Raw genomic sequence first — 22,448 nt, 5'->3', positions numbered from 1 at the left:
CGCAGACATCAAGTCCGATGCGGCTCGCCGCATACCGGACAATCCGGCTGGCGCCCAACGCGCATCGTGTTCCATTCCATCCGCAGCGAATCGAGCATCATCAGACGGCCCCGCAACGGCGTGCCGATTTCCCCAATCACCTTGAGCGCTTCGGCGGCCTGCATCGAACCGATGATGCCGACCGTCGGCGCGAACACACCCATCGTCGAGCACGCGACTTCTTCGAACGGCTGGTCTTCCGGGAACACGCACGCATAGCAGGGCGACGCTTCATCGCGGAAATCGAACGTGCTGATCTGGCCGTCGAAACGCAACGCCGCACCCGATACCAGCGGCACGCGATGCTTCACGCACGCGCGGTTGATCGCGTGACGTGTCGCGAAGTTGTCGGTGCAATCGAGCACGACGGTCGCATGGGGCACCTCGCGATCGAGCCAAACATCGTCGACCCGCTCGGCGACCGCGTTCACCACCACCTCGGGATTGATCTGCGCGATCGCGTCGCGTCCGGAGTCCACCTTCCGGCGCCCGACCGACGCGCTCACATGCAGGATCTGCCGCTGCAGGTTGGTCAAATCAACCGTATCGGCGTCGACCAGTGTCAGACGACCAACGCCTGCCGCCGCGAGGTACATGGCCGCGGGAGAACCCAGACCGCCCGCGCCGATGATGATCGCGTGCGCGTCGATAAAGCGCTGCTGCGCCTCGATGCCGATTTCGTCGACGAGGATGTGGCGGGAGTAACGGAGGAGTTGATCGTCATTCATGGCGGGGCGCGCGAGTGTGTCGCGCAATGGGACTCAGACCTGCGGGCTGCAACGCGCGTTTCGTGGCTGTTATTTTAGTCGCGCGAAGGGTGCGGCTCGTAGAGGGTCCTGCGGCGAATCTTCGCGGCATGATTCGCCGTGAAGACTCGCGAGGGTTGCTGCTTACTTGCCTTGCGTAGCCGGAGCCGAGCCAGGCGCCGGAACTGCGGCCGGGGCCGTTCCCGATCCACCCGGAACCGGTTGGGTCGGCTTCACCGCGACCGGCGCGGACGCCGACGTGGCCGGCTTGTTCTGCGCAAGACGACGCTCGGTCAGCGACTTCGATTCCTGAACCGGCTTGCCTTCGAGCTTGTCCAGTGCCTGCTGCATCATGAAGTCGTCGTTCGAACCGAATTCCACCGGCTTGCGCTCACGATCCTTCTGACGCTGTTCCGGCGTCTTCTTGTCGTTCTGCTCTTCAAGCTGGCGCAACTGGTCCATGCGTTCCTGTTCGCGCTGTTCCGCTTCCTTCTTCTCGTTCGGGTCTTGTGTGTTCGCAAGGTGATTCGAGTAGTCGACTTCGCGGGTCACGAGCGCGTCGTCCGGATCGCCTTCTGCGTACTGATCGACCGGAATGTCGGGGCGGATGCCCTTGTTCTGGATCGAACGGCCGCTCGGCGTGTAGTAGTACGCGGTGGTCAGGCGCAGCGCGGTGTCCGCCGTCATGGGGCGCACGGTTTGCACCGAACCCTTGCCAAAGGTGGTCTTGCCGAGGATCAGCGCACGATGCTGATCCTGCAGCGCGCCCGCGACGATTTCCGACGCCGACGCCGAATACGCGTTGGTCAGCACGACCATCGGCACGGTCTTGAAGATTGCCGGGATGTCCTTCAGCGGATCGTTGTCGAAGGACTGCAGGCGGTAGTTGTCGTAGGTGTCGCGATAGACCTGCTTCGAATCGGGAATCTGGCCGTTGGTGGACACCACTACCGAATTCGGCGGCAGGAACGCGCCGGCCACGCCGACCGCGCTTTGCAGCAGACCGCCGCCGTTGTTGCGCAGATCGAGGATAAGACCCTTCAGGTTCGGCTCCTGACGCGCAATGTCTTGCAGCTTGGCGGCCAGATCAGGCGTGGTGCGTTCCTGGAAGCTGGTGACGCGCACGTACGCGAAGCCCGGCGCCAGAATCTTCGCCTTGACCGACTGGACCTTGATGATCGCGCGCGTCACCGTGAGCGGGAACGTGCGGTCGTCGGTCTTGCGGAAGATCGTGAGCGTGACCTTGGTGCCCGGCTCGCCGCGCATCTGCTTGACCGCCTGGTCGAGCGTCATGCCGCGCACGGGCTTGTCGTTGATGCGGGTGATCAGGTCGCCCGGACGGATGCCGGCGCGGAACGCGGGCGTGTCTTCGATCGGAGAAATCACCTTGATCAGGCCGTCTTCCGACGAAATCTCGATACCCAGACCCGCGAAGCGACCCTTGGTCTGCTCCTGCAGTTCCTCGTAATCGGTCTTGTCGAGATACGACGAGTGCGGGTCGAGGCTCGACACCATGCCCTTGATCGCGGCGGTGAGGAGCTTTTTGTCGTCGACCGGTTCGACGTATTCGTGCTTGATTTGTCCGAACACTTCGGCAAAGAGCCTGAGCTGGTCTAGCGGCAGAGGTGCGGCGGCGCTAGCGGGTTGCTGGGCCGAGGCGGACAGTTGCAGGGTGGCAAATGCACCGGTAGCAAGGCCCGCGGCAATCAGGCCGATATTTTTCAGGTTCTTTCGCATAGAGTCTGTTGCGGTCGGAAGCGCGTGGCAGCGTCGATTGAGATTGGACGGACAAGTATAACTGCACACCCGCCCAGTCAGGGGGCAGGGCGGACAATCGTGATTCGACAGTGCAGACCAGAGCTGGTTCGTGCGATGGGGCTCGCGCTAGCGAAGTAATCTGCCGTAACACGCGGATGGCGGCTCGAACGGCTCACTTGCACGAGGCCGGCCGTGCCGGCCGGTACGCGTGGCCAGCTGGCGCGGCCCGCGGCCCGCTGGCCTCTGCTCTGCGGTACTTTTCAGTGCAACGGCCCGCGGCGCGACGGCGGAATCAGCCTGCTTTGCCCTGGCTGGCAACCGCGGCTTGCGCCTTCGCAATGGCTTCCTGGTCGCCCAGATAGTAGTGTTTGATCGGCTTCAGGTTCTCGTCGAGTTCATAGACGAGCGGTACGCCGTTCGGGATGTTCAGACCGACGATGTCGTCGTCCGAGATGTCGTCGAGGTACTTGACCAATGCGCGGATCGAGTTGCCGTGCGCGGCGATCACGACCTTGCGGCCCGACTTGATGGCCGGCGCGATCGACTCGTTCCACAGCGGCAGCACGCGTGCGACCGTGTCCTTCAGGCACTCGGTGAGCGGCAGTTGTTCACGCGGCACCTTGGCGTAACGCGGATCGTCGTAGGGCGCGCGCTCGTCCGTCGGCTCCAGCGCCGGCGGCGGCGTGTCGTAGCTGCGGCGCCAGACCAGCACCTGCTCGTCGCCGAATTTCGCGGCGGTTTCGGCCTTGTTCAGGCCAGACAGCGCGCCGTAGTGGCGTTCGTTCAGACGCCACGAATGCACGACCGGCAGGTACATCAGATCCATTTTGTCCTGCACGTGCCACAAGGTGCGGATCGCGCGCTTGAGCACCGACGTGTAGGCGATGTCGAACGTGTAGCCGGAGTCTTTCAGCAGCATGCCGGATTGCTGCGCTTCCAGGTTGCCCTGCTCGGTGAGGTCGACGTCGACCCACCCCGTGAAGCGGTTTTCCTTGTTCCACGTCGATTCGCCGTGGCGGATGAGAACGAGTTTGTACATGAGATTGCCGGTCGGTAGTAAGGAAGCGGTAAAGCGCAGCGAGGGTCCTTTAGAGGAGCGCCGCCATCGCGTCAGACGGTTATTTTATAATGGCTCGATTGCCCTTTTCGATTTCTCTCTTTTTCGGCGGATTTTCCGTGAAGTTTTTCACTGATTACACAAACCTTGTACTGATCGCGATCGTCCTCATCTCCGGTGGGTTGCTGCTGTGGCCGACGATCAGCCGGCGCGGCCGCGGCGGCCTGTCGGCCGCTGAAGCCACGCAACTGATCAACCGGCGCAACGCGGCGGTGATCGATCTACGCTCGTCCGCCGACTTCGCCAAAGGGCATTTGCCCGCGGCACGGCACCTTGAATTCGCGGAGTTGCAGGCGAAGGTCGCGCAACTCGTGAAGAACAAGAGCAACCCGGTGCTGCTGGTATGCCAGACCGGCCAGCAGTCGAACAAGGCAGCGCGTATCGTGCAGGATGCAGGCTACGCGGAAGTCCACGTTCTCGAAGGCGGTGTCGACGCCTGGCAGAAAGCCGGTATGCCGGTTGTGAAACAAGGAGCAGCGAAGTGAACAAAGTGATCATGTACAGCACCCAGGTGTGCCCGTATTGCCAGATGGCCGAACGTCTTTTAAAGTCGCGCGGCGTCGAGCAGGTTGAAAAGGTGCTGATCGACAAAGATCCGGCCCGTCGTGAGGAGATGATGACCCGGACCGGTCGTCGCACGGTGCCGCAGGTGTTCATCGGCGAGACGCATGTCGGCGGGTACGATGACCTGTCCGCGCTCGATCGCGCGGGCGGTTTGATGCCGCTGCTCGAAGCCGCCTGAGTTCGCGCGCCCCCGGGCGCGCGAGCGGGCGGGTGAAATACAAGCCGGCGTGTGTCTGTCCTGCCGGGACGGGCGAGACGCCGCAACGATCTGGCGGCCATGCAATCATGCGCCGCCACCATGCATACCTATCAGGAATCACTCAATCATGTCCGACGAGAATAACCAGCCGTTCTTCAACATCCAGCGCATCTATTTGAAGGACATGTCGCTCGAGCAGCCGAATTCGCCGGGCATCTTCCTCGAGCAGGAAATGCCGTCGGTCGAAGTCGAAGTCGACGTGAAGGCCGAGCGCCTCGCCGACACCGTGTTCGAAATCCTCGTCACGGGCACCGTTACGGCCAAGGTGTCGGACAAGGTCGCGTTCCTGATCGAAGCCAAGCAGGCCGGCATTTTCGACATCCGCAACATCCCGGCCGAGCAGATCGATCCGCTGGTCGGCATTGCCTGCCCGACGATCCTGTTCCCGTACCTGCGCTCGAACATCGCCGACGCGATCACCCGCGCCGGCTTCCCGCCGATCCACCTCGCCGAAATCAACTTCCAGGCGCTCTACGAGCAACGTCTCGCGCAGTTGGGCAGTCAGGACGGCGCGGCGCAGAACGGCGTCACGCACTAACGTGTCGCAGGCGGTGCCGGCTATGAAGGTTGCTGTCCTCGGCGCCGGCGCATGGGGCACGGCCCTCGCCGGCCATCTGGCCTCACGGCACGACACGGTGTTGTGGGCGCGCGAGCCCGCGCTCATCGCCGATCTCCATGCTTCGCATGAAAACGCCCGCTATCTGGCGGGCGTTGCTTTGCCGGCGGCGCTTCGCTACGAAGCGGACCTGAGCGCAGTGCTCGACCACGCGCTCGCCGACGACGCCTTATGCGTCGTGGCGACACCGGTGGCCGGACTGCGCGGTCTGTTTCGCGCGATGCGCGACGCAGGCAAGGTGCCGGCGCACGTGGTGTGGTTGTGCAAAGGTTTCGAAGCCGATTCGCAGTTGCTGCCGCATCAGGTGGTCGCGACCGAGTTGCCGGAGCATCGCAGCAACGGCGTGCTGTCCGGTCCGAGCTTCGCGCGCGAAGTCGGGCAGCGCTTGCCGGTCGCGCTGACGATCGCGAGCGCGTCGGCGGCGTGCCGCGAGCACACGGTCGCCGCGTTTCATCATGACGCGATGCGCATCTATACCGGCGACGACATCGTCGGCGTGGAAGTGGGTGGCGCGGTGAAAAACGTGCTCGCCATTGCGACGGGCATTGCCGATGGTCTCGGCCTCGGCCTGAATGCGCGCGCGGCGTTGATCACGCGCGGGCTGGCGGAAATGTCGCGCCTCGGCGTGACGCTCGGCGGCCGGGCGGAAACATTCACCGGCTTGACCGGCCTGGGCGATCTGATCCTGACCGCTACCGGCGATCTGTCGCGCAACCGCACGGTCGGCCTCCAACTCGCCGCGGGCCGCACGCTCGACGACATTCTCGGCGGCCTCGGTCACGTGGCCGAAGGCGTGCGTTGTGCGCAAGCGGTTCTTGCGATCGCACGCGCGCACGCGATCGAGATGCCGATCACGCAAGCGGTCTGTGCCGTGCTGTTCGACGGCGTAGCGCCTCGCGACGCCGTCAGCGCCCTGCTGCGGCGCGATTCCAAAGCTGAATAAGCGTTGTCTTTCAGCCGTTTAGCGCGCTTCAGCGTTGAACGGCTGCCCCTTATCGCTGTCCACGTTTTCATCGACGTTTCGGATCGGCGAGGCTCTCATGCTCACATTCAATGCCTGCACGCTGGAAGCGCGCGTGGTCGACATCACCACGCTCGACGTGGATGCGATCGTCAACGCGGCGAACACGTCGCTATTGGGCGGAGGCGGCGTGGACGGCGCAATCCATCGCGCGGCCGGCAAGGACTTGCTGCACGAATGTGAAACATTGGGTGGCTGTGCGACGGGCGATGCGAAACTCACGCGCGGCTACCGCTTGCCGGCCAGCCACGTGATTCACGCGGTCGGCCCGGTGTGGCGAGGCGGCGCGCACGGCGAGACCGATCTGCTCGCGTCGTGCTACCGGCGCTCGCTGGAACTGGCGCACGACGCGCGGTGCAAGAGCATTGCGTTTCCCGCAATCAGTTGCGGCATCTACCGTTTCCCAGCCGACGACGCGGTGCGGATCGCGCTCGCCACGGTGCTCGACACGTTGCCGCGCACCCCGCAAATCGAACAGGTGGTGTTCGCCTGCTTCGACGACGCGATGTTCGCGCGCTACGAAGGCGAATTGAAGCGCCGTCACGCGCCGCCGTCGAAGCCGGTCTGACGCCACGCTTCAAACACCACGACCGCGACGGTATTCGACAGATTCAGGCTGCGGTTGCCGGGGCGCATCGGCAGACGCACGCGCTGATCGTTGGCGAACTGGTCGAGCACCGCGTCGGGCAGGCCGCGCGTTTCGGCGCCGAACACGAACCAGTCGCCTGACTGGAACGCATGCTCGTGAAAGCGACCCGAGCCGCGCGTGGTGAACGCGAACATGCGTGCCGGGTCCGGCGTTTCTTTCGCGACAAACGCGGCCCAATCGGCATGCACATTCATTTGCGCATACTCGTGATAGTCGAGGCCGGCGCGCCGCAGTTTGGCGTCGTCGAGCGGAAAGCCGAGCGGCTCGATCAGATGCAGCCGGGCGCCGGTATTGGCGCACAGGCGAATCACGTTGCCGGTGTTCGGCGGGATTTCCGGTTCTACGAGAACGACATTGAACATAGTGAGACCACGTGGAGACTAGTTTTTCGGTGTGCGCAGCGCGACGAAGTTCGTGACCCGCCGCGCCCTGGCGGCTTTGAGCGTTCGCGCGAGCGCCTCGAGCGTCGCGCCGGTCGTCATCACATCGTCGACGATGCCGACGTGCAGACCGCGCACCGCTCGCGTGGCCCTGAACGCTCCGCCGACGTTCAGGCGGCGCGCGTCGAGATCGAGCCGCGACTGCGGCGCGGTGTGGACCACCCGCTGCAGCAAGGTGGCGTCGCTGCGTACATTCAGCGCGCGGGCCAAGGGCCTGGCGATCTGCCATGCCTGGTTGTAGCCGCGCTCGGTCAGACGTTGGCCGGCGAGCGGCACCGGCGCGATCACATCGGGCCAGTCGGAATCATCTTGCCGGCCGTCTTGCGCGAGCCGCGCGAGGCGCTGTGCGAACTCACGCGCGAGCATCAGCCGCGCGCGGAATTTCAGGCCCACCGCCAGCGTGTCGAGCGGTGCGCGGTAGTCGGCGAGCGCGAAGGTCGCATCGAACGGCGGTGGCTCGGCAATGCAGTCCGCGCAACGATAGCGCGCGCGACTCGACCATCGCGTCGCCGGCAAAGGCACCGCGCACACGGTGCAGCGCAGGCGGCTCTCGTTCCAGTACGCCTCGTCGCAGCCGGCGCACAACGTTTTGTGCGACATATTGCCGCACAACGCGCATAGGTTCGGCAGTACGGCGTGCATCACATGCGGCCACGCCGAATGCAGACGGCGCGCGAAACGCGCGAAGCTGCCGCCGGAAGAGTTGGAAAATGGTCGCAATAACACGAGGGGACGCCCGCGAAGGCCTTTCACGCTGAATGCAGGGAAGCGAACGAGTATACTTCCTGCTCTACGCCAGCACGACACTCATGCCCCCAACTTCCGCTCAATCTGGCCGTCCGGCCTATGATTCCCAGCGCCTAAGGCGTATTTTCGACCGCCGCGCCGCGACCTTCGGCGAGGTTGCGTTCCTGCCGCGCGAGATTGCGCAGCGCATGCGCGAGCGTCTCGATTACATCAAGGTTGCACCCTCTAGCGTGCTCGATGCCGGTTGCGGCGCGGGCGAAGACATCCCCGCATTGCGCGAGCGCTTTCCCGAGGCGCCGGTGTTCGGCTCCGATCTGTCGCACGGCATGCTGACGCGCGCGTTGCACCACGATGCGGGCGACACGAGCTGGCGGCGCTTTTTGCCGGCGTCGCTCGGCAAGGCGCTCGGCGCGCGCGGCCCGCGGTTCGCGCAGGCCGACTTCTCGGCGCTGCCGTTCGCGTCCGGCGCCTTTGAATTCATCTGGTCCAATCTGGCGCTGCATTGGCACTCGCGGCCCGATCTCGTGTTCCCCGAGTGGCAGCGCGTGCTCAAGGTGAACGGCCTGCTGATGTTCAGCACGCTCGGCCCGGACACGCTTAAGGAATTGCGTGGCGCCTACGCCGAGGTCGAGGCCGCGCACGGCGTGGCGTCGCGCAAGCATGTGATCGACTTTGTCGACATGCACGACCTCGGCGATATGCTGGTCGAAAGCGGCTTCGAAATTCCCGTGATGGACCAGGAAACCCTCACCATCACCTACAAGTCGCCCGAGTCGCTGCTTGCCGACGTACGCCGCTGGGGTGCGTATCCGTTCGAGCGCGAAGCATTGTCCGGCGCTGCCGCGCGCAGGCTGCACAAGGCCTTGCTGGCGGCGCTCGAATCGCGCCGCCGGGCCGACGGCACGATCGCGCTGACCTTCGAGGTGATCTACGGACACGCATGGAAAGCGGTGCCTCGCACCACGGCCGAAGGACACGGCATCGTGCGAATCGAGGACATCGGACGAGGTCCGTCGAGGAATCGTTGAAGCGGTAAAGAGGACATCCGTTATGTCTGAAATTTGCACTTCGCAAGACCCGCAAAAGGCGGGTCAAAACGGCGCTAAGGCTTGTCACGCCTGGCTTGTGGGCCAATCGGGGCTTGCTTGTGGATGCTATGGATCGCGCCTATAATGCGTCAGTTTGTCGCCCGGAGTTCCCACATTTGGGGCGGCAGGCCCGAGGCGCAGGGCTGCAACATGAAGTGACGCGGTAGGGTTCGCGCGGCCGGAATCGATGGCCGCGAGAAATGGCCGAAGGCGGTGATTCGCGGGAGGCAGCGGTGGACGCAACAGATCTGCTGGCGGATTCAGAACCGGTCCTCAAAGACTGGACAATGAAACGCAACTGTTCGATGTCGCCGCGGCAGTTCGTATGTCTCTATGTGTCGCTTGCGTTGTTCTCGTTGGCAATTGCTTTCATGCTGGTTCTGGTCGGCGCCTGGCTGGTGTTGCCGTTCACCGGTATCGAATTGCTCGCGGTGGGCATCGCGTTTGCCATTTATGCGCGTCATGCTGTCGATTACGAACGCGTCCGGTTGTTTCCGAACCGGCTGGTGATCGAGCAGGTCAGCGCCGAGCAGCTCACGCAGTTCGAATTCAATCCGCGCTGGGTGCGGGTCGAGCCGGGCTCAACGCCGCGTGACCAGATCAAACTGGTCTCGCGCGGCCAGACGATCATGATCGGGCAACATCTCGCGCAGTATCGGCGCGCGCAGTTCGCAGGCGAATTGCGTATGTGGCTCTCGCGTTGTTAGACGCGGCGGGGCACGCGCGGTTCAAGGGGAGCGCGGGACAGGCCAGCGGGGTCGAGGGTTTGAATGGAAAATTTGGGTAAGGAAGCTATGAAAACAATCAAGCGAGCGCTCATGAGCGTGCTGGCGATGAGCGGACTGCTTTTCGCCGGTGCCGCCCTGGCAGTGGGCGATGCTCCGGGCGGCCCTGCCGTCAACGCGATCAATCTCCAGCCGCCTGCGTCGAGAATCGCTGAGGAGCTCTTCAGCCTCCACATGTTCATGCTGGCTCTTTGTACGGTCATCTTTGTCGGCGTGTTCGCCGTCATGTTCTATTCGATCTTTGCTCACCGCAAATCGAAGGGCCACAAAGCTTCGAATTTCCACGAAAGCACCACCGTTGAAATCATCTGGACGATCGTGCCGTTCGTGATCGTCGTGCTGATGGCGCTGCCCGCCACAAAAGCCGTCGTCGCGATGAAGGACACCACGAACGCGGACCTCACGATCAAGGTCACCGGCTACCAGTGGAAATGGGGCTACGACTACGTGAAGGGTCCGGGCGAGGGCATCGGCTTCCTGTCCACGCTGGCCACGCCGCGCGCCGAAACCGAAGGCCGCAAGCCGATTTCCACGCTGTATCTGCAGGAAGTCGACAATCCGCTGGTCGTCCCGGTGGACAAGAAAATCCGCATCATCACCACCGCGAACGACGTGGTCCACTCCTGGTACGTGCCGGCCTTCGGCGTGAAGCAGGACGCGATTCCGGGTTTCGTGCGCGACACTTGGTTCAAGGCTAACCGGGTCGGCACGTTCCGCGGCTTCTGTACCGAACTGTGCGGCAAGGAACACGCGTTCATGCCGGTCGTGGTCGAGGTGCTGTCCGCCGAAGACTACGCGAAGTGGGTCGACGAGCAGAAGAAGAAAATGGCCGCTGGCCAGGACGATCCTAATAAGACCTACACGATGGCCGAGCTGATGGATCGCGGCGGCAAGGTGTATGCGGCGAACTGCGCGGTCTGCCACCAGCCGACCGGCAAGGGCGCGGGCGCATTTCCGGCGCTCGACGGCAGCAAGATTGCGAATGGCGCGATCGCCGAGCACGTGAGCCTGGTGCTGAAGGGCAAGAACGCGATGCCTTCGTGGGCGCCGACGCTGAACGACGTCGAAATCGCGTCGGTAATCACGTACGAACGCAACTCCTGGGGCAACCACACAGGTGACATTCTCCAGCCGAAGCAGGTGGCGGACGCCCGTAACGGCAAGCTGCCGGAAGGCGGCAACCATCTGACCGACGCGGGTGCAGCGGCAAGCGGCGCAGCGGCGGCTTCGGGTGCGGAAGCTGCGGCGGCCGGCTCGGATAGCGCGGCGGCGGCGCAGGAAGCATTGCCGGCCAGCATCTACTTCGAGACCGGCAAGAGCACGCTGCCGGCCGACGCGAAAGCGGCGGTCGACGCGGCTGCAGCCTACGCGAAAGCGCATCCGGATGCGAAATTCACGCTGTCGGGCTTCACCGACGCCACCGGCTCCGCCGACCTCAACGCGAAGCTCGCGAAGAGTCGTGCCGAAGCGGTGCGCGACGCGCTGAAAGCAGCCGGCATTGCCGAAGACCATATTATTTTGAAGAAGCCGGAAACGATCACGGGCGGCACCGACGCGAAAGAAGCCCGGCGTGTCCAGATCAGCCCGGCTGCCTGACGTGTTCATGGTCAGCACCGCAGTATTCGCTTTAGGAGATTGTCATGTCTAGCATCGGACACGATGTAGTCGCAGGCCACGAGCACGTGCACGGCGACCATGCCCACGAAACGCCGCATGGCTGGCGCCGTTGGCTGTTCGCAACCAACCACAAGGACATCGGTACGCTGTACCTGATCTTCTCGTTCACCATGTTCCTCTCCGGGGGCGTGATGGCGCTGATGATCCGTGCCGAGCTGTTCGAGCCGGGCTTGCAGATCATGCGTCCCGAGTTCTTCAACCAGTTGACCACCATGCACGGGCTGATCATGGTGTTCGGCGCGATCATGCCGGCCTTCGTCGGCTTCGCGAACTGGATGGTGCCGCTGCAGATCGGCGCGTCGGACATGGCTTTCGCGCGGATGAACAACTTCAGCTTCTGGCTGCTGCCGGTGGCGGCGGTGCTGCTGGTGGGTTCGTTCTTCTCGCCGGGCGGTGCGACTGCCGCGGGCTGGACGCTCTACGCGCCGTTGTCCACGCAAATGGGCCCGGGCATGGACTTCGCGATTTTCGCAGTCCACTTGATGGGCGCATCGTCGATCATGGGCGGGATCAACATCGTCGTGACGATTTTGAACATGCGCGCGCCCGGCCTCACGCTGATGAAGATGCCGATGTTCGTCTGGACGTGGCTGATCACCGCGTACCTGCTGATCGCCGTGATGCCGGTGCTCGCAGGCGCGATCACCATGGTGCTGTTCGACCGTCACTTCGGCACGTCGTTCTTTAACGCGGCAGGCGGCGGCGACCCGGTGATGTACCAGCACATCTTCTGGTTCTTCGGGCACCCCGAGGTGTACATCATGATCTTGCCGGCGTTCGGGATCGTGTCGCAGGTGATCCCGGCGTTCTCGCGCAAGCCACTGTTCGGCTATAGCTCGATGGTGTACGCGACCTCGTCGATCGCGATTCTGTCGTTCATGGTCTGGGCGCACCACATGTTCGCCACCGGCATGCCGGTGACGGGCCAACTGTTCTTCATGTACGCGACGATGCTGATCGCCGTGCCGACCGGCGTGAAGGTGTTCAACTGGGTCGCGACGATGTGGCGCGGATCGCTCAGCTTCGAAACGCCGATGCTGTTCGCAGTCGGCTTCCTGCTGGTGTTCACGTTCGGCGGTCTGTCGGGCCTGATGCTCGCAATGGCCCCGCTCGACATCCAGTATCACGGCACTTACTTCGTGGTGGCGCACTTCCACTATGTGCTGGTGGCGGGCTCGCTGTTCGCGCTGTTCTCCGGCTGGTACTACTGGGCGCCCAAGTGGACCGGCTGGATGTACAACGAAACGCGCGGCAAGATTCACTTCTGGGCGTCGATGTTCTTCTTCAACCTCGCGTTCCTGCCGATGCACTTCGTCGGTCTCGCAGGTATGCCGCGTCGTTACGCAGACTACCCGGCTCAGTTCACCGACTGGAACCAGGTCATCTCGATCGGCGCGTTCGGCTTCGGTCTGGCACAGGTGTACTTCCTGTTCGCGGTTGCGCTGCCGGCCTACCGTGGCGGCGGCGAGCACGAAGAGGCGGGCGACAAGCCGTGGGACGGCGCAACGGGCCTGGAATGGACCGTGCCGAGCCCGGCTCCGTTCCACACGTTCGAACACCCGCCGACCGTCGAGTAAGCGGTCTTCGGCGAGATGCCTGGCTTCGGCGGCGTGCTATAGCGTCGAGCGGAACCGGGCAGCCGCCGGGCGGCGGCAGCAACCCGCCGCCGGTCACGGAAAGTATTCAGAAAATCGAGCATGGCGCGCAATCCACAAGAAAGACGTACACCCGAACAGATTCGCGCGGGCAACAGGCGGATAGGTCTTGTGATGTTCATTGTCGCGGCGATTTTTTTCGCGAGCGTCATCATCAAGCAGTGGTTTTTCACCTGACGCGACCGTTGGAGTCTGTCTGCAGGTTTGTTGAGGATTGAGATGTCGACGCAACCGCCGGCTCAGGCCGATCGCTCTTTCAACCGTTCGATGCTGATCAAGCTGCTCATCGTCGCGTTGATGATGTTCGGTTTCGGTTTCGCGCTGATACCGATGTATCGCGCGATCTGCCAGATCACCGGCATCAACAATCTCGTGCAGCGTGATGCCACGGCGCGCGAGGCGAAGAATACGCAAGTCGACATGAGCCGGACGATTTCGATCGAATTCGACGCGAACGCGCGCGGCCCATTGGGATTCAAGCCGGAACAGCGCAGCCTCGACGTGCATCCGGGCGAAGTGACCACGGTGATGTACGAGGTCAGCAACGAACAGGCGCGCACGATTCAGGCGCAAGCCATTCCGAGCTACGCGCCGAAGCAGGCCACCGAGTACTTCAAGAAGATCGAGTGTTTCTGCTTTACGCAACAGACGTTGACGGCGAATCAGACCAAGCGGATGCCGGTGGTGTTCGTGGTCGATCCGAAGTTGCCGAAGGATGTGAAGACGATCACGTTGTCGTACACGTTCTTCGAATTGAACACGCCGGCCGCGGCGACGGCCGGGAGCGCGGCGCCCGCGGCCAAAACGGCGGGGCCCTCCGCCAATCCCGCCTGACGGCGCGAGCCGCGGGCGAAGGAAGACGAGACGAGATGAGCGATAACGGCGGCAGCCCGCGCAAGAGCAGTTTCGGCCAGTCGATGCGTGCCGTGTTCTGGTCGTTTTTCGGCGTGCGCAAGCGGCGCGATCTGGAAGCGGATGCGGCGCAACTGAACCCGCTGCATGTGATTGCGGCCGCGTTGATCAGTGCGGCGATCCTGATCGGCGTGCTGATTCTGGTTGTGCGCGCTGTAGTGGGATAGACGTTCAGGCGCGCGGCAGGGCGAGCAAAGCAGGGCCCACGAATTAGAGTGAAGCGGTGCGGTATCGACGCGCCGCCGAAGATACAGCCGGACATTCCGGAACAACTGGACTGAAGTGGAGAATCAAGAATGAGCGGTCAAAACGAGAGCCCGTACTATTTCGTACCGCATCCGTCGCGGCATCCGATCAGCGCCGCGGTCGGGTTGCTGGTCATGCTCGGATCGCTTGCGGCCTGGATCAACGAGCTTGACTGGGCGCCGATCGGCGTCGTCGCCGGCTTGTTGTGGCTGCTCTTTACGCTGTGGCACTGGTTCGGTGACGCGATCGCCGAGTCCGAAGGCGGCATGTACGGCAAGAATGTCGACAAGTCGTACCGCTGGAGCATGAGCTGGTTCATCTTCTCCGAAGTGATGTTCTTCGGCGCGTTCTTCGGCGCGTTGTTCTATGCGCGCGAAATCGCGATGCATCAGCTCGGGAGCCTCGACTACAAGCTGATCTGGCCGGATTTCTCGGCGGTGTGGCCGAACAACGGTCCGGCAGCGCTGGTCTCGACCTACAAGTCGATGCAGCCGTGGCCGGTGCCGACCATCAACACGGCGCTGCTGTTGTCGTCGGGCGCCACGCTGACGGTTTCGCACCACGCGTTGCGTGAAAATCATCGCAAGAAGGCGATTGTCTGGCTCGCGGCTACGCTCGTGCTGGGCGTCTGCTTCCTGTTCCTGCAAGGCTTCGAATACTTCCATGCGTACAACGAACTGAACCTGACGCTGGCGTCGGGCGTGTATGGTTCGACGTTCTTCCTGCTGACGGGCTTCCACGGTTTCCACGTGTTCCTCGGCGGCACGATGCTGGCCGTGGTGCTGGCGCGTTTGATCCGCGGCCACTTCACGGCGGAGCATCACTTCGCGTTCGAAGGGGCAGCCTGGTACTGGCACTTCGTGGACGTCGTGTGGCTTGGGCTGTACATCGTCGTGTACTGGCTGTAACGGAGTCTGGCCTGCGCCGACCGGCTACCCGGCATGCGCAGGCCGTTCGCGCAACGTCCTGCGGGGCGGCGCGCACGAGCAGTATGCAAGGACGCAAGCGGCGCCGCCCTCGACCTGTCAGGGCGGCGTTTTGTTTAGCGGCGCGGAAATTTTTGCGTGGGACTCAACGCCCGTAAGGAATACCGGTCGACTGAATCCAGCCCATCCAGTGTGCGAACAGGATGAACAGGAACAGCGAGATAGACAGGCCGACCCGTGTGGCGAGCGACCAGACCATCCGCTTGGTTTTGCCCTTGTCATGCATCATGAAATACAACGCCGACACCATGCTGGCGATGATCAGAGTGAAGGCAATGGGAACGAGAATGTGCATGGAACTGGCTGAAACCAGGAAGCGCAGAGGCAAGAAGTTTATTATCGCACCCCGCGCGGGCGTTTGCCGTCGGTTCCAGATGGCGCCGCAAGCAATGCCGGAGCGTGTTCGATGAAGATCCGCGTGATTCCCGCGCTGCTGATTCTGCTGGTGATCGTCGTGACCGTGCGGCTCGGTTTCTGGCAGCGCGATCGCGCGCATCAGAAGGAAGCGCTCGAAGCGCACATCACGCAGTTCGAAAGCGCACCCGCACAGCCGGTAAGCGCCGCCCCGGTCGCGCTGAAGGACATCGAATTTCATCGCGTGAAAGCGCGCGGCAGTTTTGTCGCGGACAAGGTCGTGTACCTGGATAATCGTCCGTATAACGACCAGCCGGGCTTTTACGTCGTGATGCCTTTTAAACTGGCCGACGGCGGTTACGTGCTGGTCAATCGCGGCTGGCTGCCGCGCAACATGAGCAATCGCGAGACCATCGCGCCGTACACGACGCCGCAAGTCGAAATCGAGATCGAAGGGATCGCGCGCGCCGATGCATCGCGCGCCTTCGAGTTGGGGCAGGGCGGTTCGGCTACGCATCAGTTGATCCGCCAGAATCTGGATATCGCCGCGTATGCCGCCGAAACCGGGTTGCCGCTGCAATCGTTCGTGATTCAGCAATTGAGCGACGACGGCGACAAGCTGGTTCGCGACTGGCCTGCGCCAACTAGCGGCGTCGAGCGCAACTACGGTTACATGTTCCAGTGGTGGGGCATGGCGGCAGCGGCGTTGGCCTTCGGCCTCTACGCCGCGCGGCGCGCCGCGAGGAAAGAACGCGCGCCGGGCGCGTAAACAGGAAAGAACGCTTGCCAGTCAGTCGCGCAATAGGCAAGAACGCGCTGCGCACTTAATGGGAAAATGCACGCGCCGCGCGCGTATCGCAGCACATGTGGCTTGCCGGTCCAGCAAAGGGCCGGCCAGCCGCGCAATCATTGAAAGAGGTCCGTAGTGTCGACGCAATCTCCCCGTTCGCCGCAAGCCGGCAAATCCGCAGCCCCGAAAGCGATGCCTGGTCAACCCAACGGCAAAGGCTCCTGGCAGCGCGGCCGCTGGATGCTGTTGCTGCTGGCGATCATCTGCGCCGCGCCGATCGCCGTGTCGTATTTCATGTACTACGTGATCAAGCCGAGCGGCAGCAGCACGAGCTACGGCACGCTGGTCGAACCGCAACGGCCGATCCCCGACTCGCTCGTGGTCACCGGCGAGGACGGCAAGCCGGTGAAGCTCGCGACGCTGCGCGGCCACTGGCTGCTGATTTCAGTCGACAGCAGTGCGTGCGACAAAGCCTGCGTCACCAAGCTCTACTTCATGCGGCAAATCCGCGCAGCCCAAGGCCCGGAACGCGAGCGCGTCGTGGAAGTGTGGCTGCGCACCGATGCAGGCAAGGTCGCTGACGTGATACAAACCGCCTATCCCGGCACCGAGATGCTGATCGCCGATCCGGCGCAGGTCTCCGCATGGCTGCCCGCCGACCAGGGCACCCAGATCACCGACCACATCTACATGGTCGATCCGAACGGCAATCTGATGATGCGTTTCCCGAAAGATCCGAACCCCAGCAAGATCAAGGTCGACGTGACCAAGCTGCTCAAATGGTCGAGCATCGGCTGATGCCGCAACCAGGGTAAGAAGAGATGTTCGTATTGCAACTGGCCTTGATCGGCTTGTGTATCGCGTTGTTGCCGCTGTCCTACGTTTGGGTCAAGGCCGACGACAACAAATTCCGCAAGCTGGTCTGGCTGACCACCTTCCTGACGCTCGATCTGGTGATGTTCGGCGGTTTCACGCGTCTCACCGATTCCGGGCTCGGCTGTCCCGACTGGCCGGGCTGCTACGGCACGTCGTCGCCGTTCATCGCGCACGCGGCGATTGCCGCCGCGCATCAGGCCATGCCCACCGGGCCGGTCAGCATGACGAAGGCCTGGATCGAAATGATCCACCGATACTTCGCGATGGCGATCGGCGTGCTGATCATCGCGCAGACGATCATTGCGTGGACGGCGCGCATCAAGCGCCGTCCGCTGCATGTGTCGCCGTGGTGGACGACCTCGCTCCTGCTGCTGATCCTCGTGCAGGGCGTATTCGGCGCGTGGACCGTGACGATGAAACTGCAGCCGGTCATCGTGACGACGCATCTGCTGCTCGGTCTCGCGCTGCTCGGCACGCTCGGCTGGCTGGCCGCGCGGCTCACCCCATTGCCCGCTTACGAACCCGAAGCCGCGCGCTGGCGCGCGGCGGCGCTGGCGGGTTTGGCGCTGCTGGTCGCGCAAATCGCCTTGGGCGGCTGGGTCAGCACCAACTACGCGGTGCTCGCCTGCACCGACTTCCCGACCTGCAACGGCCAATGGGTCCCGCCGATGGACTTCGCGCATGGCTTCCACCTATGGCGTGCGCTCGGCATGACCGGCGACGGCGACGTGATCACCCAGGACGCGCTCGTGGCGATTCACTGGACGCACCGCACGTTTGCATTCGTGGTGATCGCCTATCTGCTGTGGTTCGCGCTGAAACTGCGCCGCTTCGAATCGCTGCGGCGGCCGGCGAACGGCGTGTTGCTGGTGGTGCTGGTCCAGTTCGTCACAGGGCTCTCGAATATCGTCCTGCAATGGCCTTTGCCGATTGCGGTCGCGCATAACGGTGGGGCCGCGATCCTGCTGCTTTTGCTCGTTATGTTAAACTTTCGGATCGCTTATAGCCGTCCCGGCCGCGCCGTGCTCCCCGCGCGCGATGCCGCGCCAGCGTGACTCCACATGGACAGCACAACACTCTCCCAAACACCCGGTAGCCGGGTCTCCCAGTACATCGCCCTGACGAAGCCGCGCGTCACGCAACTCGCCGTGTTCTGCGCCGTCATCGGCATGTTCCTGTCGACGCCCGGCATGGTGCCGTGGACGGTGCTGATCGGCGGTACCGTCGGCATCTGGCTGCTGGCCGGCGCGGCATTCGCCATCAATTGCCTCGTCGAACAGAAAATCGACGCGAAAATGCGCCGCACTTCGTGGCGGCCGTCTGCTCGCGGCGAGATCACCACCGCGCAGATTCTGCTGTTTTCGGCGGTGCTCGGCGGCCTCGGCATGGGGACGCTTTACACGTTCGCCAACCCGCTGACCATGTGGCTGACGGTAGCCACCTTCGTCGGCTATGCGGTCATCTATACGCTGCTGCTCAAGCCGGCCACGCCGCAGAACATCGTGATCGGCGGCGCGTCGGGCGCAATGCCGCCGGCACTCGGCTGGGCCGCGGTCACCGGCCACGTGCCGGGTGACGCCTGGATTCTGGTGCTGATCATCTTCGTGTGGACGCCGCCGCATTTCTGGGCGCTCGCGCTGTATCGCCGCAAAGACTACGAAAACGCCGGTCTGCCGATGCTGCCGAACACGCACGGCGAGAAATACACGCGTCTGCATATCCTGCTGTACACGATCATCCTGTTCGCGGTCACGCTGATGCCGTTCATCTCCGGGATGAGCGGCGTGGTCTATCTCGCGGCCGCGGTGTTGCTGGGTGCCGTGTTTCTCGCGTATGCGTGGAAGATCTATCGGGAGTACTCAGATGATCTGGCGCGCAGAACCTTCCGTTACTCGATCGTGTACCTGTCGCTGCTGTTCGCCGCGCTGCTGATCGACCACTATGCGCGCGTCCTGATCGGCGCGTAACACCATGTTCAACAACCGCTTCGCGCGCGCGGCGCGTGCTGCTGTGATTGCTTGCGCGCTTGGCGGCGCGGTACTGGCGGCGGGCTGCGGCAAGCAGCCGCCCGCGTTCCAGAATCTCGACATCACCGGCAATACGCAATTCGCGAGCGACTTCTCGCTGCCCGATACGTCCGGCAAAATCCGCACGATGGCGGATTACAAAGGCAAAGTCGTGGTGCTGTTCTTCGGCTACACGCATTGCCCGGATGTCTGTCCGACCACGATGGCAGAGCTTTCTCAGGCGTTGCAGCAACTCGGGCCGGAGGACGCGAAGCGCGTGCAGGTGCTGTTCGTCACCGTCGATCCCGAACGCGACACGCCGACCTTGCTGGCGCAATACGTGCCGGCGTTCAATCCGACCTTCGTCGGCTTGCGTCCGGCCGATGACGCTCAACTCGCCAAGGTCGCGAAAGACTTCCGCGTCTACTACGCGAAGGCGCCGGGCAAGACGCCCGATAGCTACACGATGGATCACACGGCGGCGAGCTATGTGTTCGACACGCAAGGCAAGCTGCGTCTGTTCGCGCGTGACGGCCAGGGCGCCACGCCGTGGGTGCACGATATCAAGTTGCTGCTCGACTGATACGCGGCAGACTAGACAGGGGCGCGTGACCCGAGCACGCGCCCGTTTTCACATCCCCTCGCTGTAATCAACTCCCAACCAGCCTCAACCAGGCCTCAAGCCGGCATCGGCAAATTCAGCCCGGGCGCGAGACGCGTCGTCTTGAACTCCGTCACTTCGTAACGCGCGAGCTGCTGCTGCGCGAACGGATCGCTGGCGAGGATCTGGTCCAGCTTCTCGCGCTCGATGCGCACCGCCAGAATGATGCCGCCGTCGCGCGGCACTTTCGGCCCGGCGGCCACGAACACGCCCGCTTCGAACTGCTTCGCCAGAAACGCGCGATGCGCGTCCAGTGCGTCGTCGATGCGTTCGAGCGATGCGGTGTAGATAAGGTTGATCACGTACATGAGCGTTCTCGCAGGCAATGGAATGGGCCGCGCGCACTTCACACTCGCATGCACGGCCACGGCTTTGAATTATCAGGCAGCGGACGCTTTGTTGTGCGCGATCAGGACGAGCCCGAGCCGCCGCCGTGCAACGCAGTCCGTTTCCTTGCCGTGTTTCTCAAGTTGATCTCGCGACGTGCCGATATACCTAGGGCAATCGTTTGCGCCGATCGCGACGCTGCAAGTTCGCGCCGCAAACTGAACACGGATCACACGAGAGAGACCACAACAATGAGCAGGATGAGTTTGAATCGCAAACTGTGGCTGTCGCTCGCGCTCGTATGGCTGGGGCTGCTTGGCGTCGGGCTGTGGAGCGCGGTCGAAACGCGCAGCACGATGCTGGCCGAGCGCAAGGCGGGCATGGTGAACCTCGTCGAGGCGGCGCAGGGCGTCGTGAGCGGCTACTACGCGCTATCGCAGGGCGGCAAGATGAGCGAGGCCGACGCGCAGCGTGAAGCGCTCGCACGTCTTGCCACGATGCGCTACGGCGAGTCGGGTTACCTGTTCGTGATGGATTCGAAGCCGGTCGTGCTGATGCATCCGACGCTGCCGCAAATGGCCGGCAAGCCGGTCGGCGATTTCAAGGACCCGGACGGCAAGCTGCTGTACGTGGCGATCGTCGACGCGGCCAAGGCGAGCGGACGCGGTTTCGCGGAGTATCGCGGACGTCTGCCGCACAGCGAAACGGCGGTGCCGAAAATCAGCTACGTGGTGCGTTTCGCGCCGTGGGACTGGAATATCACGAGTGGCGTGTTCATCAAGGACATCGACACGGTGTACTACGAAACGCTGCTCGGCCATCTCATCGTCGTGCTGGTGATCGGCGTGGTTGTTTCGCTGGCGATGGTGCTGATCATCCGCAACGTGCGCGCGAGTCTCGGCGGCGAGCCGGAGCAGGCGGCGCGGCTCGCGGCCAGCATCGCGCAGGGCGACCTGACGCAAGCGGTCGAGGTGCGTCCGCAGGACACGACCAGCATGATGGCCGCGATGAATGCGATGCAGAGCCGTTTGCAGCGCACGATCGGCGAGATCCGGCGCTCGGCGGAATCGATCGCGTCGGCGACCCAGCAGATTGCCGCCGGCAATGGCGATCTGTCGCAACGAACCGAGCAGCAGGCGGCGTCGCTGCAGGAGACCGCGGCGAGCATGGAAGAGCTGACCGCGACCGTCAAGCAGAACGCCGACAACGCGCGTCAGGCGAGCGGGCTCGCGCACAACGCGTCCGAAATCGCGACCCGCGGCAACGACGTGGTGAGCCGCGTGATCGGCACGATGGGTGAGATCAACGATAGCTCGCGGCAGATCGCGGACATCATCGGCGTGATCGAAGGGATCGCGTTCCAGACCAATATTCTTGCGCTGAACGCGGCGGTGGAAGCCGCCCGCGCCGGCGAGCAGGGGCGCGGTTTCGCGGTCGTCGCGGGCGAGGTGCGCAGCCTCGCGCAGCGTTCGGCGACGGCGGCCAAGGAGATCAAGCTGTTGATCAGCGCATCGGTCGAGCGCGTGCACAACGGCTCGACGCTGGTCCAGCAGGCCGGCGCGACGATGGGCGAGATTCTGCAGGCGGTGCAGCGCGTCACCGACATCATGGGTGAAATCGCGGCGGCGTCGGAGGAGCAGAGCAGCGGCATCTCGCAGGTGGGCCGCGCGGTCACGCAGATGGACGAAGTGACGCAGCAGAACGCCGCGCTGGTCGAGCAGGCGACAGCCGCGGCGGCTTCGCTGCAGGATCAGGCCGGGCGGTTGCGCGACACGGTGAGCGCGTTTCGCGTGAATGGCGCGGCCACCGCGAGCGAGCGCGCTGTTGCCGGGACGGCGCGCCGAGCGGCGCCGGCGGCGCAACCGGCCGCGTCACGGGAGAGCGGCGCGGCGGCTCAGCCCAAAGCGTCGGCACGCACCGAACCGAAGCTGTCTGCGCCTCAGGCAGCAGCGGCGAGCACGAGGCCCGTGGCGGCGCGCACCCCTGCCGACGCGACAAGGTCCGCCCGCACGACAGCCGCCCCCATCGCCGCCGACAGCGACTGGACCACCTTCTAACCTCCCCGCCGACCGCGTGCCGGTAGTCCCGCACGCGGTCCCGAGCCGCTTCATACGCATATCCATATGCGA

Annotated in this window: 26 protein-coding genes; 19 read left to right on the top strand and 7 right to left on the bottom strand. The window is 63.7% G+C overall.

From position 1 onward, the window contains the following. Positions 1–8: 8 nt before the first annotated feature. The 3 genes from FVF58_RS03515 to gpmA all read right to left on the bottom strand — a co-directional run bounded on the left by FVF58_RS03515 (position 9) and on the right by gpmA (position 3,582). The gene (locus FVF58_RS03515) at positions 9–767 is read right to left on the bottom strand and encodes a HesA/MoeB/ThiF family protein (RefSeq protein WP_149668534.1); all 759 of its coding nucleotides are present in this window, start codon (positions 765–767) and stop codon (positions 9–11) included. Between the two features lie 162 nt (positions 768–929). Beyond that, positions 930–2,522: a S41 family peptidase gene (locus FVF58_RS03510; RefSeq protein WP_149668533.1), complete on the bottom strand. Its 1,593-nt coding sequence runs from the start codon at positions 2,520–2,522 to the stop codon at positions 930–932. Positions 2,523–2,835: 313 nt separating this feature from the next. Continuing rightward, the gene (gene gpmA, locus FVF58_RS03505; protein WP_149668532.1) at positions 2,836–3,582 is read right to left on the bottom strand and encodes a 2,3-diphosphoglycerate-dependent phosphoglycerate mutase; all 747 of its coding nucleotides are present in this window, start codon (positions 3,580–3,582) and stop codon (positions 2,836–2,838) included. A 137-nt stretch (positions 3,583–3,719) separates the two neighbouring features. Here gpmA and FVF58_RS03500 point away from each other — a divergent pair, with 137 nt between their 5' ends. From FVF58_RS03500 to FVF58_RS03480, 5 genes are all read left to right on the top strand, one after another. Beyond that, on the top strand, positions 3,720–4,145 hold the full coding sequence (locus FVF58_RS03500) for a rhodanese-like domain-containing protein (RefSeq protein ID WP_149668531.1): 426 nt from the start codon (positions 3,720–3,722) through the stop codon (positions 4,143–4,145). Continuing rightward, on the top strand, positions 4,142–4,402 hold the full coding sequence (gene grxC / locus FVF58_RS03495) for a glutaredoxin 3 (RefSeq protein ID WP_149668530.1): 261 nt from the start codon (positions 4,142–4,144) through the stop codon (positions 4,400–4,402). The genes FVF58_RS03500 and grxC overlap by 4 nt, the downstream gene beginning before the upstream one ends. A 148-nt stretch (positions 4,403–4,550) precedes the next feature. Continuing rightward, positions 4,551–5,021: a protein-export chaperone SecB gene (secB, locus tag FVF58_RS03490; RefSeq protein ID WP_149668529.1), complete on the top strand. Its 471-nt coding sequence runs from the start codon at positions 4,551–4,553 to the stop codon at positions 5,019–5,021. A gap of 22 nt (positions 5,022–5,043) precedes the next feature. Then, entirely contained in the window at positions 5,044–6,042 is a 999-nt protein-coding gene (locus tag FVF58_RS03485; protein WP_149668528.1) for an NAD(P)H-dependent glycerol-3-phosphate dehydrogenase, read from the top strand. 97 nt (positions 6,043–6,139) lie between these two features. Continuing rightward, entirely contained in the window at positions 6,140–6,688 is a 549-nt protein-coding gene (locus tag FVF58_RS03480; protein ID WP_149668527.1) for an O-acetyl-ADP-ribose deacetylase, read from the top strand. On the opposite strand, the gene trmL is transcribed toward FVF58_RS03480, so the two are convergent. Both trmL and FVF58_RS03470 read right to left on the bottom strand, forming a co-directional pair. Then, positions 6,661–7,131 carry a tRNA (uridine(34)/cytosine(34)/5-carboxymethylaminomethyluridine(34)-2'-O)-methyltransferase TrmL gene (trmL, locus tag FVF58_RS03475; protein ID WP_149668526.1) on the bottom strand — a complete coding sequence of 157 codons (471 nt, stop codon included), beginning with the start codon at positions 7,129–7,131 and terminating at the stop codon, positions 6,661–6,663. The two genes, FVF58_RS03480 and trmL, sit on opposite strands and share 28 nt — an antisense overlap. 18 nt (positions 7,132–7,149) lie before the next feature. Then, complete coding sequence (locus FVF58_RS03470) at positions 7,150–7,851, bottom strand: ComF family protein (RefSeq protein ID WP_149668764.1); 702 nt, start codon at positions 7,849–7,851, stop codon at positions 7,150–7,152. Between the two features lie 167 nt (positions 7,852–8,018). Here FVF58_RS03470 and FVF58_RS03465 point away from each other — a divergent pair, with 167 nt between their 5' ends. The 8 genes from FVF58_RS03465 (at position 8,019) to FVF58_RS03435 (ending at position 15,227) form a co-directional block, all read left to right on the top strand. Further along, positions 8,019–8,984 carry a methyltransferase domain-containing protein gene (locus FVF58_RS03465; protein ID WP_149668525.1) on the top strand — a complete coding sequence of 322 codons (966 nt, stop codon included), beginning with the start codon at positions 8,019–8,021 and terminating at the stop codon, positions 8,982–8,984. A 293-nt stretch (positions 8,985–9,277) separates the two neighbouring features. After that, a complete protein-coding gene (locus tag FVF58_RS03460; protein ID WP_149668524.1) occupies positions 9,278–9,751 on the top strand; it encodes a DUF2244 domain-containing protein in 474 nt (157 codons plus the stop codon). Positions 9,752–9,814: 63 nt separating this feature from the next. Continuing rightward, positions 9,815–11,425 (top strand): cytochrome c oxidase subunit II, encoded by a 1,611-nt coding sequence (gene coxB, locus FVF58_RS03455; RefSeq protein WP_149668523.1) that lies wholly within the window; start codon positions 9,815–9,817, stop codon positions 11,423–11,425. Between the two features lie 44 nt (positions 11,426–11,469). Beyond that, positions 11,470–13,083, top strand: coding sequence for a cytochrome c oxidase subunit I (gene ctaD / locus FVF58_RS03450; RefSeq protein WP_042328733.1), 1,614 nt, complete (start codon positions 11,470–11,472; stop codon positions 13,081–13,083). A 120-nt stretch (positions 13,084–13,203) separates the two neighbouring features. Further along, positions 13,204–13,338, top strand: a complete 135-nt coding sequence (locus FVF58_RS52255; protein WP_223191118.1) for a cytochrome oxidase small assembly protein — start codon at positions 13,204–13,206, stop codon at positions 13,336–13,338. A 42-nt stretch (positions 13,339–13,380) separates the two neighbouring features. Continuing rightward, complete coding sequence (locus tag FVF58_RS03445) at positions 13,381–13,995, top strand: cytochrome c oxidase assembly protein (RefSeq protein ID WP_149668522.1); 615 nt, start codon at positions 13,381–13,383, stop codon at positions 13,993–13,995. Between the two features lie 35 nt (positions 13,996–14,030). Continuing rightward, entirely contained in the window at positions 14,031–14,240 is a 210-nt protein-coding gene (locus FVF58_RS03440; RefSeq protein WP_149668521.1) for a DUF2970 domain-containing protein, read from the top strand. Between the two features lie 129 nt (positions 14,241–14,369). Further along, positions 14,370–15,227, top strand: a complete 858-nt coding sequence (locus FVF58_RS03435; RefSeq protein ID WP_149668520.1) for a cytochrome c oxidase subunit 3 — start codon at positions 14,370–14,372, stop codon at positions 15,225–15,227. Positions 15,228–15,390: 163 nt separating this feature from the next. Here FVF58_RS03435 and FVF58_RS03430 read toward each other — a convergent pair whose 3' ends face one another. After that, positions 15,391–15,600, bottom strand: coding sequence for a twin transmembrane helix small protein (locus FVF58_RS03430; protein WP_149668519.1), 210 nt, complete (start codon positions 15,598–15,600; stop codon positions 15,391–15,393). 111 nt (positions 15,601–15,711) lie between these two features. On the opposite strand from FVF58_RS03430, the gene FVF58_RS03425 reads away from it, so the two are divergent. The 5 genes from FVF58_RS03425 (at position 15,712) to FVF58_RS03405 (ending at position 19,914) form a co-directional block, all read left to right on the top strand. Beyond that, complete coding sequence (locus FVF58_RS03425; RefSeq protein WP_149668518.1) at positions 15,712–16,428, top strand: SURF1 family protein; 717 nt, start codon at positions 15,712–15,714, stop codon at positions 16,426–16,428. A 156-nt stretch (positions 16,429–16,584) separates the two neighbouring features. Beyond that, positions 16,585–17,247 (top strand): SCO family protein, encoded by a 663-nt coding sequence (locus tag FVF58_RS03420; RefSeq protein WP_149668517.1) that lies wholly within the window; start codon positions 16,585–16,587, stop codon positions 17,245–17,247. A 23-nt stretch (positions 17,248–17,270) separates the two neighbouring features. Further along, complete coding sequence (locus FVF58_RS03415; RefSeq protein WP_149668516.1) at positions 17,271–18,380, top strand: COX15/CtaA family protein; 1,110 nt, start codon at positions 17,271–17,273, stop codon at positions 18,378–18,380. A 6-nt stretch (positions 18,381–18,386) separates the two neighbouring features. Next, positions 18,387–19,292, top strand: coding sequence for a heme o synthase (cyoE, locus tag FVF58_RS03410; RefSeq protein ID WP_149668515.1), 906 nt, complete (start codon positions 18,387–18,389; stop codon positions 19,290–19,292). A 4-nt stretch (positions 19,293–19,296) separates the two neighbouring features. Beyond that, positions 19,297–19,914: an SCO family protein gene (locus FVF58_RS03405; protein ID WP_149668514.1), complete on the top strand. Its 618-nt coding sequence runs from the start codon at positions 19,297–19,299 to the stop codon at positions 19,912–19,914. Between the two features lie 95 nt (positions 19,915–20,009). Here FVF58_RS03405 and FVF58_RS03400 read toward each other — a convergent pair whose 3' ends face one another. Beyond that, a complete protein-coding gene (locus tag FVF58_RS03400) occupies positions 20,010–20,300 on the bottom strand; it encodes a YciI family protein (protein ID WP_149668513.1) in 291 nt (96 codons plus the stop codon). 270 nt (positions 20,301–20,570) lie between these two features. On the opposite strand from FVF58_RS03400, the gene FVF58_RS03395 reads away from it, so the two are divergent. After that, positions 20,571–22,376 (top strand): methyl-accepting chemotaxis protein, encoded by a 1,806-nt coding sequence (locus FVF58_RS03395; protein ID WP_149668512.1) that lies wholly within the window; start codon positions 20,571–20,573, stop codon positions 22,374–22,376. Positions 22,377–22,448: the final 72 nt, after the last annotated feature.

The organism is Paraburkholderia panacisoli (genome assembly GCF_008369935.1).
Taxonomy (GTDB): domain Bacteria; phylum Pseudomonadota; class Gammaproteobacteria; order Burkholderiales; family Burkholderiaceae; genus Paraburkholderia; species Paraburkholderia panacisoli.
Note: the sequence above shows the minus strand (reverse complement) of the source record. Positions and strands in the feature narration are given on the sequence as shown.